Origin of the sequence: Dyadobacter endophyticus (assembly GCF_014641595.1) — a bacterium.
In the GTDB taxonomy this organism is placed as follows: domain Bacteria; phylum Bacteroidota; class Bacteroidia; order Cytophagales; family Spirosomataceae; genus Dyadobacter; species Dyadobacter endophyticus.
Window position 1 is genome coordinate 2,561,826 of the sequence record NZ_BMIA01000001.1, and the last position, 13,780, is coordinate 2,575,605.

Consider the following 13,780-nt stretch of genomic DNA (forward strand, 5'->3'; position numbering starts at 1 on the left):
ACGTACTACTGCGTCACCCACCCGCCGTCGATCGAAAAGCAGCCGCCGGTGGAATAGCTCGAAGCCTTGCTGGCCAGGTACAATGCAATGCCGCCAATCTCGTGTAATTCGCCCCAGCGGCCCATTGGGATCTTGGAAATGAATGCTTTATATTTTTCGGGGTCGTTAATGAGAGGCAGGTTGAGGTCGGTGGCGAACGGGCCGGGCAGAATGGCGTTCACGGTAATGCCGTCGAGCGCTACTTCCATGGCCAGCGATCGGGTGAGCTGCAAAATGGCGCCTTTGCTCGTCGCGTAAGGCGTGCGCTCGGGAATGGCCGTGAGCGCGAGCATGGAGCCGATGTTGATGATCCGGCCGTAACCGTTTTCCTTCATGACCGGCACAACTTCCCGGCAGGCGAGCCAGGTGCCGGTCACATTCACACTCTGTACTTTATTGAAATCATCCAGCGAAAGTGCCTCGATAGGCCCGCGGATATTGATACCGGCAGAATTTACCAGAATATCGATTTTTCCAAAAGTATCAACCGCCGTTCTGACGGCCGCTTTGATATGCTGCTCGGAAGTAACATCGCAGCCCACGCTGATGCAGTTGATGTCGTACGTTTCTTTGAGCAGCTGCTCCGACTCCCTGTTCACCGCCTCGTCTCGCGCCGCGATCACGATATTGGCACCGGCTTCGGCGAGGGCTTTGGCCATGGCCAGCCCCAGCCCGCGGTTACCGCCCACAACGAGCGCGGTTTGCCCGTGCAGTTTAAACTGGTCGAGAATGCTTTGTTGCATGCTTAGCGTTTCCATGGTGCTTATTCGGAAATAATGAAATGTTCGAGACCTTCTGTTTTGAGTGTGAGACCAACACCCGGCAATGTATCGCTGAGCTGTACCCTTCCGTTTTCGGCGATCGCCTCGCCGTCGAAAATGTACCAGAACATTTCGTTGCCTACTTCGATCTCCGTTTGCGGGAAATACTCGGCCATCGGGCTCGCGAAGGAGCTCAATACCACATGCAGATTATGCATTTGCCCCCCGTGTGGGATTACTTCAATGCCATGTGCGAGGGCCATATTACAGATCTTCTGCGCCTCTGTAAATCCTCCCACCCGGTTGGTATCGAACTGAAAAATGTCCAGCGCACCGGTTTGCAGCAGGTCGTGGAAGCCGTAGCGGGTGTATTCGTGCTCCCCACCCGAAAGCGGAATGTCGGTATAGTTGCGGAGTTTGGCAAAATTGTGGATCTCGTCGGGCAAAAGCAGCTCTTCGGCCCAGCGAAGGTTGTACGGTTCCAGCGCTTTCAGGAATTGCTTCGCATAGGCCAGGTTGAAGCCCATATAACCTTCCAGCATCACATTGATGTCGTCGCCCACAGCTTCGCGCACCACTTTCACCATCTCCACGTTCTTCCGCATTCCCGCCACGCCTTCGGTGAGCGGGTAGCCGCAGCGTAGTTTCATGCCCGAAAAGCCCTGCTCCTTGTAATGTACGGCCTCGGCCTGGAGGCTGTCGAGGTCGCGGGTGTAGAGGCGGCTGTAATAGGTTTCGATATCCGGCGTCGTGCGCCCGCCCATGAGCATGAACACGGGCTGGTTCATTACTTTGCCTTTGATATCCCAAAGGGCAATGTCGATGGCGCTGATGGCCGCGATTACGGTGCCTTTCCGGCCGAATGCGACCGTCGAGCGGTACATTTTCTCGAAAAGATATTCGGTATTTAAAGGATTTTCGCCCAGCAGGATCGGCGTCAGTTTGCTGTCGATCACAGCCTTGGTCACATCCGGGCTCAGCCCTGCGTTACCGTAGCCAATATGCCCCTCGTCGGTCTCTACTTCCACCACCAGCCAGCTGAAAAACCGGAAGGCGGCCTGCGAATCGGTTTGGGAATGAATGGGACTGAGCGGCGTCGCAAACACGGTATTGGTCGTCAGCACCGGGCCTGTCCATTTATATAATTTCGCTGTTACTCTCTTGATTTTCATTGAAATGCATGTTAAAACTAAATCATTTTACTATCGGAATGATCTCACTTACCACTTGAAATGCAGGAATGAAACACCCTGGCGCGGGAGCTGCATTTCCACGGTCGTACTGCCATCTTTCGGTTCGATCCACTGCGGCGAAGTCAGCAATTCGAGTTGACCGGCCTTTTCGAGTTGCCTGATCTGCTCCGCCGTCGGTTGCTTCGGCGAGCCCATCGCTTTCCACACTTCGTAGGAGTTGCTGTTTTCCTTGTCGATGCGGTAGTGGTAGAGCATCATTTTCTGCTGCGGCAAGCCTTTCACAGACACTTTCACAGTCGCATCGGGCACGGGCACATTATCGTCGTGATAATTCCACACCATTACCGCCGCCGAATTGGCGCTTTTGGAAGCAATACCATTGATGTCCGCCTCTTTGCGAACGCTTTCGTCCCTAACCCTTTTGAAATCGTAGGCCAGGTCCTGCTTCACTTCCACGCGGTTGCCTTCCATCATGCCAAACATCCGGAAAACGTTTAGTACCGGCTTGTCGACGCCATTGGTAGCCAAATCGCGGAAGCCGCGGAACCAGGCCTGATCCTCAAATTCGAACGACCAGCTCACCGCGCCCAGCAAATTCACTCCACGCGCCTCGGCCAGCTCGTATTTACGTGCAAACGACGCCGCCGTGTAGCTCGAATACATGGTACCATTGCGATAGGCATTCTGCGGGCTCACATCCTCCGAGCAGGCCGCGCAGCCCTCCGGATCCGATTCGCCGATGATGATCGGCAGCTTTTTCAGTGCCGGGTAAGAAGCCACGATCTCGAAACCCTTGTCCAAATCGCGCAGCTGCGTGCCCATGTTCATCTGCACGTGCCCGTCTACAATTTTCGGTGCACCTTTCGCATGGTAGGTAATGAAATCGATCGGCGTGCCCGTTTTGCCGGTCACGTAGTTTTTGCCGGCGGTCACGTGGTCGAGGAATTTTGTCATAAAAACCTGCGACTTATCCCACGACGGTCCCGTCACTTCGGGCCCGCCTATTTTAGCGGTAGGCAATGCGCGCTTCACCGCGTCGGCCGTGTAGTCGTATAGTTTAATGTATTCATCGACAGTCCCCTTCCAATAGCTGATGTTCGGTTCATTCCAAAGCTCCCAGTACCAGCTTTCCACCTCCTTCTTGCCATAGCGGGCTACCGAGTGCTTCACCCATTGAAACACGAGCTCCGCCCATTTGTTGTAGTCATTGGGAGGATAGGCCCAGCCGAGGTAAATGTCGTTGTAATTATCGCCCGGCTTCCAGTGGTGACGGTAGGGCTCCGGTTTGGAGGACAGTGCCTGCGGCATAAAACCGATCTGGGCAATGGGTTTCATGCCTCTTTCGATATAGGTATCGAAAATTTTGTCGACGATCTTCCAGTCGTACACCGGTTTGCCCTGCGCATCTTCGGTGTAGGCATTGGTGGAGCCCCATTTGAGCGCCGCCTCGCCGTCGCCCGTCACGAGCAGGCTGTGCGCTCGCACGTACACGGGAACTTTGCTGAACTGGGAGATTTCCGTGAGCAGCTTTTTCCCGTCCTTCATGTAGGTGTAATTGGGCTCATCGTAGCCAAAAAACGCCCAGATCGGCTGCATAGGGGCTTTTACCTTCGCCAGGTTGACGTCGATAGTGACGGGTTGCTGCTGGCTGAAAACAGGAGTGGACAATGCCGCGCCCAGGGTGGCTGCGTGGAACAGGGCAAGTTTGGTTTTTTTGAAAAACATGAGACTCTGGTTAAGCGTAAAAATTAATATCCGGGATTCTGTTTAATCTGGCTGTTCCGGCTGATCTGCTGGGTGGGTATCGGGAAAAGATTATGCTTCTCGGCTGCGGCGGTAACGCCATTCGCCTGTGCAGTAGCGATCAGGCGGTTGTGCCGGATCAGGTCCCAACGGTAATGCCCCTCGCCCACAAACTCCTGCGCGCGCTCTTTGAGCACCGCATTCCGGAATTCCTCTTTCGATAACCCTTTCAAATCGGGATAAACCGTCGCGGGTTGTTCGGAAGCCGTACCCACTGCCCTTGCCCGTCGCCGTACCTGGTTGAGCGCCTCGAATGCCTGGGGCGTCGGCCCATCGGTTTCATTGGTCGCTTCGGCGTAGGTGAGCAGCATGTCGGCGTAGCGGATCAGTGGATAGTTTACGCCTTCTTTAAGGTAGCCGGTGGCAAAATCTATCCGATGAAACTTGGTCAAAAATGGCGCGTACATCGTAACCGTGTCGCGGACGAGCTCCTTTGTGCCATTTTTGTAATAATAGGGCATTTTCTGGCGCACCGACTGCCACTTGCGGTAAGTGTCAGGGCTTTCAGCAAAAAATGATTTCCGCGCCTGAAAAATGACCAGGTCTTTAAGCACATGGAACTGTACATTCACACCGTTGACCGTCTGCGCGGGCGGGCCGAACAGGTAAATCATCCGCGTCTGGTACATCTGCGAGGTATTGTTGCCATTCCCCCCGTGCTGAATGGAGAAAATATGCTCCTTACCGTTCTGAAAATCAGGATTATTGATGTTTTCATAATCCTCAAAAAGGCTAAAAACGCCCGCATCCAGTACTTTTTTGGCCTCGGTGGCCGCTTCTTTCCATTTGCGTTGCTGCAAATAAACCTTGGAAAGCAATGCAGTAGCCGAAATGGTCGTAGCCCTGCCGGCGGTGATATCGGCCTTGTTGAGCGGGCTGAGCAACGTTACGGACGCATTGAGATCGCTCACGATTTGTGCATACACCTCCTCTTCGGAACTTCTCGGCTTATCCACTTCGCTCAGATCGGTGGTCGCTTTCACGTGCAGCGGCACGCCGCCGAACATTCTCACGAGGTTGAAGTAAAAGAATGCACGCAGGAACTTCGCTTCGCCCAGCACCTTGTCTTTCCCTTGAAATTCAGCCACTTCCATCTTATCGATCAGCGTGTTGGCCCGGTTGATCACCTGGTAAAAATAGTCCCAGGCTGTCACGAGTTCCACGGCATCGGGTGTCCACGAATAGGTATTCCATTCGTTCTGAATGCCCGAGCGGTCGCCCGAACCATTGGCAGAGCCGCCGCCGATGAGCGTAAATGCGGTGACGTCGCCGAGGGTAACCCATTGTCCGTCGCGGTAGTTATCATTCCAGAGATAGTTATAAACCCCGTTCAGTCCCAGCTGCGCCTGGTCGAGGGTTTTGTAAAAATCATCGGTCGCCACCTGGCTGTATACTTTCTCTTGCAGGGAATTTTCGCAACCGCTTCCGCCCAGCAGCGCCAATGCGGCAAGGGCAACGGCGCGGTATGTTGGTTTTTGTTTAAATCGGATCATGTCAATTCAATGTTTTTGCATTAAAACCCTAGCTTGATTTCCACCCGGTAGGTCCGCGACGACGGGTACCCGAACCGGTCCATTCCTTTGGTGGTATTGCTGCCGCCGAAAGCGTTCACTTCCGGATCATACCCCGAATACTTCGTGATCAGTGCCAGGTTATCGACGCCGATGCCGATCCTCGCATTCTTGACAAAACTCACAAAACCAGGGATCTTGTAGCTCAGCGACACATTCTGCACACGCAGGAACGAGCCGTCCTCCACCAGAAAAGAACTCACGCGCTGCGGGTGCGAGGCGCTCGCGGCGGGGATATTGCCGTTGGGATTTTCAGGTGCCCAGCGGTCGAGGCGCTTAGCCGATACGCCGATCCCATCCAGCACGTATTGCTGCGTCGCCAGGTTCAGCACCTTGTTGCCCTGCATGCCGTACACGAACACGTGCAGGCTCAACGGACCGAACGCCAGGTCGTTGGTAAGGCCGTAGCTGAACTTGGGAAGCGGGCTACCCAGGAAAACATCGTCCTTTTCGGTATCGTAAGTGCCGTCGCCATTCACATCCTTATACCGGATATCGCCCGGCTTGGCGGCCGGCATGGTGCCCACCTCCTTGATTTCTTCTTTCGAACGCCAGATGCCTTCATACACCGAACCGTAAAACTCGCCTACGGTATGGCCCGGTTGAAGCCGTACCGTGTTTTTGGCGTGCGGGTTCACGTTGGCACCGCCTACCCAGCCGGAATACAGGTACTCGGCACCGCCCAGCGACAGGATTTCGTTTTTATTAAATGAAATGTTGAAGTTCGTCGTCCAATTGAGCTTGCCGTTGGTATTCACGGTATTGATACCGAATTCCCAACCTTTGTTCAGCATTGCCCCCGTGTTTTTCAGCACACTTCCGTAGCCGGTTTGCGATGGGGTCGGCACGTCGAGGAGCAGGTCGGTGGTTTTTTTGTGATAATAATCCACTGTAAAACTGAGGCGGCCATTCAGCACCGCGGCGTCCAGTCCCACGTTAAACTCGCCTGTCTTTTCCCAGCTCAGATCGGGATTGGCGATGTTGGAAGGGAATGCGATAGGCACGCGGGCACCGCCGAAAATGTAGGAGCTGCGCGTCCCGAACGAAGTACCCAGCAGCGAAAGCGACCGGTAAACGCCAATGGCCTCATTACCTGTTTTGCCATAGCTCGCCCGGAATTTCAACTGATCGAACACATCCAGGTCGCGGATGAACTTCTCCTCGCCCAGCTGCCAGCCAAATGCCACGGCCGGGAACACGCCATATTTGTTGTTGACCCCAAATTTAGAAGAACCATCGGCCCGTACTGAGGCAGTGAACAGGTATTTGTCCTTCAATGAGTAGTTCAAGCGGCCCAGGTACGAAATGAGTGTCCATTCATTCATATTGCTGCCCGGCGCCTGCGGGCTACTGCCGAGGCCGAGATTGTAGTACTCAAAAATATCACTCGGAAAACCAAACGACGAGGCGTCGACGGTTTCATTAGTTTCTTTCTGGTAGGTAAACCCGGCCAGGACTTTCAGGTTATGAATGCCTGCGAAAGTCTTGGAATAGGTCAGTGTATTCGCATTGGTAAAATTGAGGTTGCGCACACCGATTTGCCGGGCTTTTCCGTTCGCCCCAGCCGCGGCCTCGGAGCCGATCGGAAAGTATTGGTGGAATTTCCAGTCGCGAATGTCGGCGCCGAAGCGGACATTCAGATCTAGCCCCGGGATAATGTTGTAATCGGCGTAAATGTTGCCGAGAATGCGCATGGTATTGCTTAGCTGCCGGTATTTTTCCGTCATCGTCAGCGGGTTTTCTAGGCCGCCGCCCATTGGGAAATTCCGAAGGTTAGTGGCCTGGCCGAGCTCGTCGCGGGCCGGAATGGTCGGCGGGGCTTCGTACACGGCGTCCACGACATTGGAAATACCCTCGTAGCCCTTGGTATCGGTCGGCACCACGTTTTCGTTGGTCATTGTAAAGAGCAGGCTCTGCCCTATGCGCAGCTGTTTGCTGATATCCGCATCGATGTTAATGGACGTCCCGTATCGCTTGAAATTCGAGCCCGGAATGATCCCGTCCTGCAAAGTGACGTTTTCGGCGAGCATGTAACGCACGCTGGGGCCGCCGCCGGAGAACGACAGCTTGAAGTTCTGTCTTGGCGCGGAGTTGTAAATTTCGCTCTGCCAGTCGGTACCCTTGCCAAAACCGGCCACCTGGGCAGGCGTGTACACCTGCGATTGCCCGAGCAGGCTCGCTCGCTCGTTCGCCTGTATGGCCCATTGGGTCGCGTTCATGAAATCGAGCTTCTTACGGATTGTCTGCAAGCCGAAAGCATATTCGAAATCGACCCGCTGCTGGCCTGCTTTGCCTCTTCTGGTGGTAATCAATACCACGCCATTCGCCGCACGCGAGCCGTAAATGGCAGATGCCGAAGCGTCTTTCAGGATTTGAATGGATTCGATATCCGACGGATCGATGGAATTCATCGGATTTGCATTCCCGCCAAACGAGCCGGCATCGCTGCTGGCGCCCGTCTGGAAACCGTTGCTGATCGGCACGCCGTCGATCACGTACAGCGGAGAACCGCTCGCGGAAAGCGAAGCCGTGCCCCGTACCTGCACCGAAATGCCGCCGCCGGGTGCGTGTGAGTTGGTATTTACTTGCACACCGGCGATTTTGCCCTGCAATGCCTTGTCGGGCGTGTTGATCGAGCCTTGTTCGATGTCCTTGCCTGCAATCGTAGCGATGGCGCCGGTGAGGTCCTTCTTCTGAACCGTACCATAACCTACTACTACCACCTCGCTGAGCTGCTCCGCATTGGGCGAGAGTTGCACGTCGATCGTCGTCTGGTTACGCACGGCGATTTCCTGCTGCACATACCCAATAAAGGAAAACACAAGCGATTGATTTTCAACAACATTATTCAACTCATATTTACCATTCCCGTCGGAAGTGGTCCCAATGGAAGTCCCTTTCACAACGATGTTGACGCCTACGAGCGGCTGGTCTTTTTCGTCGGTAATTCTACCTTTTACCGCCTTGTCGACGGGCCTTGTGTGATGTAATTCAGGCCGGTACCTGTTCTTACCGACAGCCACTGTACTGATCAGGAGGGTGACTGCGACCCACAGGGGAAAGCGCAGCCAGTTACCCCCTCGGGGGTATCGTATAGCATTTCTCATGATTTTGTTAAAGCTAAGGTGCAGGCAGTATCATACCAGGCCCAGCGACTACCGGAAAGTCGGGACAAAGCATGCTCCGCCAGTTTTTAAACACTGTTCGGACTAAGTTTTTGAAAAACAATACATTCCTGATAACCCTATGGCATAGGGCAGGCAACGTTGCTGACGGGGTCAGCGGACTAAAAAACAGGCAATTAGATTCTCTCGCGCTTTCACTGAAAGCGCGTCAATGCGGTGTGCGTATCAGGCAATCAAGCGTAAACGATAACGACTATACGAAAATATCAAGGTACTTTACTTCATCGGAAACCGGCATAATTCCGTGTTTTTGAAGGCAATTGAAATACATGCTGTCGCCCGCCTTCAAAAGGTATTCGGTATCACCCAGCGTCATTTTCATTTCGCCTTCGATCACATAAATGAATTCCTCACCCTCGTGGGAAAGCTCGTGCTGCTTCACTTCGCCTTTTTTGGCTACGAAAAGCATTGGCTGCATTTTCTTCTGATGGTACTCGGTACCGAACGGGTAAATGAAATATCCCTTTTCCGTTTTCGTCAGGTTCTGCTCCGCCGTAAGCCTTGCTGTGAAAATAGCGTTGAGCCACTCCTCGGTTTCCAGCAAACTGGAAATGTTGGTCCCCAGCACCTGCGCGATTTTCACTAATGCAGCCACCGATGGGACGGTCTTGTTGTTCTCGATTTTGGAGATCATGCTTTTGGACAAATCGCTTCCATCGGCTACCTCCTGCAAAGTTCTTTTCTGGCTCGTTCTCAATATCCTGATCCGGTCTCCGATATTAAGCGTATTCCCTTCGGCTATCAACATAATTTTCAACCCTGTTTACTTATTTGGCGCTTTGTTTCATATCATTCAACAAGGTTGAATGCAAATATAGATGGAAAATACGACGAAGCAAGGAAAACTCTAAATATTTTATGCTTTTGTGCAATTCTTGAACAACCGCTGTTTTTCTTCCAACCTTTTAGGGCTAAAATAGGCTAGTCAGGGGGATTTTCAAATTGAGACAGTGACATCCGAAGCAGGTAGCTTTGAAGTTTGTTTTACCCGAACAAAAAATACAAACATCCCATCACCACGCCAATGCACGCCCAGCCCAGCCAAACTTTGCTGCGGTCGTAATGCGGCTGGGAGGCGTATGTTTCGGCCAGGGTCGGTAATGACGAAACGGTTTCTTTTTCAGGCAATAGCAGGGAAACGACGGTCATAAAAACCATCAAAAAGGCAGTCAGCAGAAATGTGAGCAGCATGAAATGCGGCCAGAATGCTTTGTGGGGAAATTCGGACAGCTGCATAATGCCCACGCCGAGGCAGAGGGGCGAGCCTAGGTACAACGCGAGGTTAGCGGAGCGGCTGGTGGCTTTTTTCCAAATCACACCCATTAAAAATACGGTGGTAAGCGGCGGGGCGAGGTAGGTTCCTACGGCTTGGGAGAGGTCGAACAACCCTTTGTCGACGGTCGACAGCAAAATCGACATCAGCATAGCAATGAACGACGATCCGATGATCACCAGCCGCCCGACAGTCCTGAGCTTTCGCTGCGAGGCATTCGGATCGATGAATTTGGAATAAACATTCAAGGAAAATACCATGCTGAATGCATTGATGCCTACGGCGACGTCATAAATAAGCGCCGCAATAAGCGCCGCGAGGGTAATGCCTACCAGCCCGGCGGGCAGCAGGTTGGCCGTCATAACCAGATATGCGTGGTCGGGATTGGTGAGGTTGGGGAACAGGATGTAGCAGTAAATGCCTGGAAGCAGGAAAATGAAGGGTACGAGGGCTTTAAGGGCTGCCATAAGCATGGTGCCATATTGCCCGTGCTGGATGTTTTTGGCGGCGAGGGTTTGCTGGACGATCGTCTGATCGGTACACCAGTACCAGATCCCTACCACAGGATAACCGAGCAGTACAGCGTGCCAGGGATACACCGGGTCGTCCGACGGGCGGAATATCGTCCAGAATTCTTTCGGCGACCGGCTGATTACCTCGCCCACTCCGCCTATGCGGTCAATGGCGATGACGCCCACGATCACAGCCGCGACGGTCACGACCACCGATTGCAGCACGCCGGTCCTGGCAATAGCTCCGAGACCGCCCGTGGCGGTAAAACTGGTTGCCAGCACGGTAGCGCCGACCGCCGCTACCCAAAACGGCACGTCGAGCATTTGCGCGATCACGAGCCCGCCCGTGAGCAGCACGAAGCTCACCGATACGATGAGCGTCGAAATCATGGAATAGTAGGTAAGGAAGGTAAATGACCGCTGCCCGTAGCGCCGCAGGAGGAATTCGGGCATGGTACTGACTTTCGTGGCAAAATAATGGGGCACAAACACCATCGCCAGAAGCAGCAGAAACCACCATGCGAGCCAATCGAAGTTGGCGGCAACCATGCCGGTCGTGTAGGCCATGCCGCCGTAACCGACCAGCATGACCGGGCTCACATTACTGCTGAAAATCGAAAAACCTACATTATACCATTTCAACGACCGGCCGCCGAGGAAGAGGTCGTTGGCTGTTTCGATCTTGCGCTTCCGCGAAAAATAAAGCCCTACCCCGACCAAAATGGCCAGGTAGAGCACGATAATGCCGGCGTCGATGCCGCTGAGTGCCACTTTTTCGCGCATGGGCCGTCACAATGTTTTTCTCCGGATCAGCACATTGGGCAGGATCACCTGGATCTTCTGTTTTTGCATGATCGCCTGACCCGCGAGCTTGCCCATCAGCGCGAAGTCGGTGGAGTAAGTGGTAATGTCTACAAACTCCTTGGCAGGTTCGTCGTTGACCGACAGCAGCCCCACGTCCACACCCATTGTAAGGTTTTTGCCCTTGCATTCTTTCAGTATCGACCACATGGTGTAGTTGTCGAGCGTGAAATAGGCCTTCCCTTTTTCGACCGAGCCCGGTACGAACTCGCTCACGATCTGCCCTCGGATGGAATAGTCGTGCAGGAACCGCTTGAAAGAAGAAACGATCTCTTTCGGGTCGAGGGATTTGGGGGAATGATAGAAAATGATCTCGTCGAACTCCCGGATCTTGTCCGCAAGTGTTTCGAGTACCGCGTAGGTCGACCGTTCGAATTCCTGGGCAATGTAGCTTACGTCTCCGTCCAGCGGCTCGAAGCGGTCGAAAGTGAGCAGGTTATTACGGGGAATGGTTTCCAGGATCTCCTTCGTTTTGCGGTGTGGGATAGGCGCCACCACGTACATGCCGTATTTCCCCTTAATTTGAAACAAGGTGCTTTCGAGTACGTCGACGCTGCCATGATGGAAGAATACATCCAGATGCACTTTGCTCCCTAGCTCCTTCCGGAAATTCCGGTAAAAAAGTTCTTCGAATGTATCGAGATTGTACATGATCAGGGCCACTTTCATGAACTGGCTCGTCTGCGCATTGGTAACGTAGTACCCGATCCTGTTTTTGGATTCGACCACTCCCCTGTCTACCAGCTCTCCGTACCCCTTGCGTATGGTCTCGCGGGAGAAGCTCAGTTCCTGGATCATCTGGTTGACCGACGGCAGCAAATCATTGGGTGAAACGATTTTCTGGTCGATGGCATTGATGATCCCTGTAACGATCTGATCATGCTTGGAATAGGATGTCACTTCCCGTAATTCCCTTATTTTATCAAATATGCTCTCCATTCGGCGGTATTTACTGCGTAAAGCTAAAAACTTATTTTTTCAATAAAGAGGTTGTATCACCTCGTTGTCACGCCGGGCGTACGGGCCCGCTAGGAGGCCCGGTTCGCTCAGCGTGACAGGATAATCGGCGTGACAGCATACTCACATTTAATACAACCCCAAAAATTACTCAATCCTGGCTGTAACCTCGCGGCCCGCCGGCACCGTCACTTCCAGGAACGATGCTGTCCGCGACCCTTTCACGACCGTCTGGCTTGCTTTCCTTCTGGCCCCGTTCACCATGATAAACGGATGTTTTCCAGCAAACATCACCCGCCATTGCACTGCACTGGAACCGGCATTACGCAACGAAGTGGTTTTTACGCTTTCGGTAACAGATATGTTCCGCTGCAAAACAGGCAGATTCTCAATGGTATGCGTGTCCTCCGCCCGTCCGTTGAACAATGTAGTGACCCGGTTCACGCGTGCATCGGCGTCGATACCCATAATGCCCTGCACAACACCCTGTACAGCTCCATAGGACACCTCGGGGTATTCGCGGCGCTTTGTGGCCGGGTCGGTCAGGTGCAGTACCTGGCTGCGGATCTGGTCGGGATAGCCGTATTGTCCCAGCACATAGGGGAAGTACGACTGATTTTCGATGTTCCAGTCGCGCGCGAGGATCTGATCAATCGTCTTGCGGGTGCGGGTGGTGTCTTTCAGCACATCGAACCAGAGCAGGAAAGTTTCACCTTCGGTATAGCCAAATGCACCTTTGGATGAATAATAGGTAAAGTATTTGTCCTCTTTTTCGCTCCACCATTTGTTTTCGATATGCTGCCGGTACTGTTCCGCCTTTTTGTCAAATGCGGCGGCCTCTGTGTTTTTACCTTCCAAGCGAAGCATATCCGCGTAGGTTTGCATACCGCGCGACAGCGCCGCAATCAGGTCGACACCCATTTTCAGGTCGTGCACGCCTTCGGAATAGGACGCTAGACCGCGGCAACGGTGAAAGGAATCTTTATCATCATAACCCGCAAGCGCATTCGGATGAAGCGGTCTCGACAGCAGCGAATCCGGCTGCAATACCCAGCGCTCCACATATTCGCGGACAGATTTCCGGTAAAAATTGGCAAACTCGAGGCCATTGACGTACCGCTTGTCGCCTGTCCACAAATAGAGCTTCCAGGCAGCGTTCAGCACATCGAAATTCGCATTGAGGTTGTACCAGAATTCTTCGTCGTTCCGGTAATCTGCCGGCGCGGGCTTTCCTTCCTTATTGATTTCCCAATACGAGCACCAATCCTTGCTGTCGGAGATGTTTTTGGCAAATTGAGAAAACATATTGCTGTTGGCCTTGCCGAGACCAAGCATTTCGGCCGCCATGCTCTGATGTGCGACGTCGCGCATGCAGAATGCGAAGCGCGAGGGCAATGCGGCTTCGTACCAGTCGCCCACCGGGTCTGCCGGGTTTCCGCGGTGGCTCAGGGCCATTTCCGTGGCCCGGTCGAATGCGGTTTGCAATGCAGCGTCCGTCGATCGGAACCTCAACCTTTCGCTTTGCGCCATACAATCCTGCTGGAAGCCCTGCTGAAATGCAAACCATATGGAAGCAGCTGCGATGAATCTGATCATTATTCTTGTTTTTGAATTAAAATACAATC

Annotated in this window: 9 protein-coding genes; all 9 read right to left on the reverse strand. The window is 53.3% G+C overall.

Translation table 11 applies throughout. The features are described from left to right. Nucleotides 1-5 precede the first annotated feature (5 nt). Nucleotides 6-797, reverse strand: a complete 792-nt coding sequence (locus tag IEY24_RS10380; RefSeq protein WP_229221801.1) for an SDR family NAD(P)-dependent oxidoreductase — start codon at nucleotides 795-797, stop codon at nucleotides 6-8. Nucleotides 798-802: 5 nt separating this feature from the next. After that, a complete protein-coding gene (locus IEY24_RS10385) occupies nucleotides 803-1,972 on the reverse strand; it encodes an enolase C-terminal domain-like protein (RefSeq protein ID WP_188931373.1) in 1,170 nt (389 codons plus the stop codon). A gap of 48 nt (nucleotides 1,973-2,020) precedes the next feature. Next, nucleotides 2,021-3,718, reverse strand: a complete 1,698-nt coding sequence (locus tag IEY24_RS10390; protein ID WP_188931375.1) for a GH39 family glycosyl hydrolase — start codon at nucleotides 3,716-3,718, stop codon at nucleotides 2,021-2,023. A 23-nt stretch (nucleotides 3,719-3,741) separates the two neighbouring features. After that, nucleotides 3,742-5,289, reverse strand: coding sequence for a RagB/SusD family nutrient uptake outer membrane protein (locus IEY24_RS10395; RefSeq protein ID WP_188931377.1), 1,548 nt, complete (start codon nucleotides 5,287-5,289; stop codon nucleotides 3,742-3,744). Nucleotides 5,290-5,309: 20 nt separating this feature from the next. Further along, the gene (locus tag IEY24_RS10400; protein WP_188931379.1) at nucleotides 5,310-8,474 is read right to left on the reverse strand and encodes a SusC/RagA family TonB-linked outer membrane protein; all 3,165 of its coding nucleotides are present in this window, start codon (nucleotides 8,472-8,474) and stop codon (nucleotides 5,310-5,312) included. Nucleotides 8,475-8,745: 271 nt separating this feature from the next. Continuing rightward, the gene (locus tag IEY24_RS10405) at nucleotides 8,746-9,300 is read right to left on the reverse strand and encodes a helix-turn-helix domain-containing protein (RefSeq protein ID WP_188931381.1); all 555 of its coding nucleotides are present in this window, start codon (nucleotides 9,298-9,300) and stop codon (nucleotides 8,746-8,748) included. Nucleotides 9,301-9,536: 236 nt separating this feature from the next. Next, a complete protein-coding gene (locus tag IEY24_RS10410; RefSeq protein WP_188931383.1) occupies nucleotides 9,537-11,120 on the reverse strand; it encodes an SLC5 family protein in 1,584 nt (527 codons plus the stop codon). A 6-nt stretch (nucleotides 11,121-11,126) separates the two neighbouring features. Next, entirely contained in the window at nucleotides 11,127-12,137 is a 1,011-nt protein-coding gene (locus IEY24_RS10415; protein WP_188931385.1) for a GntR family transcriptional regulator, read from the reverse strand. Between the two features lie 165 nt (nucleotides 12,138-12,302). Beyond that, a complete protein-coding gene (locus IEY24_RS10420; protein WP_188931387.1) occupies nucleotides 12,303-13,751 on the reverse strand; it encodes a trehalase family glycosidase in 1,449 nt (482 codons plus the stop codon). Nucleotides 13,752-13,780 lie beyond the last annotated feature (29 nt).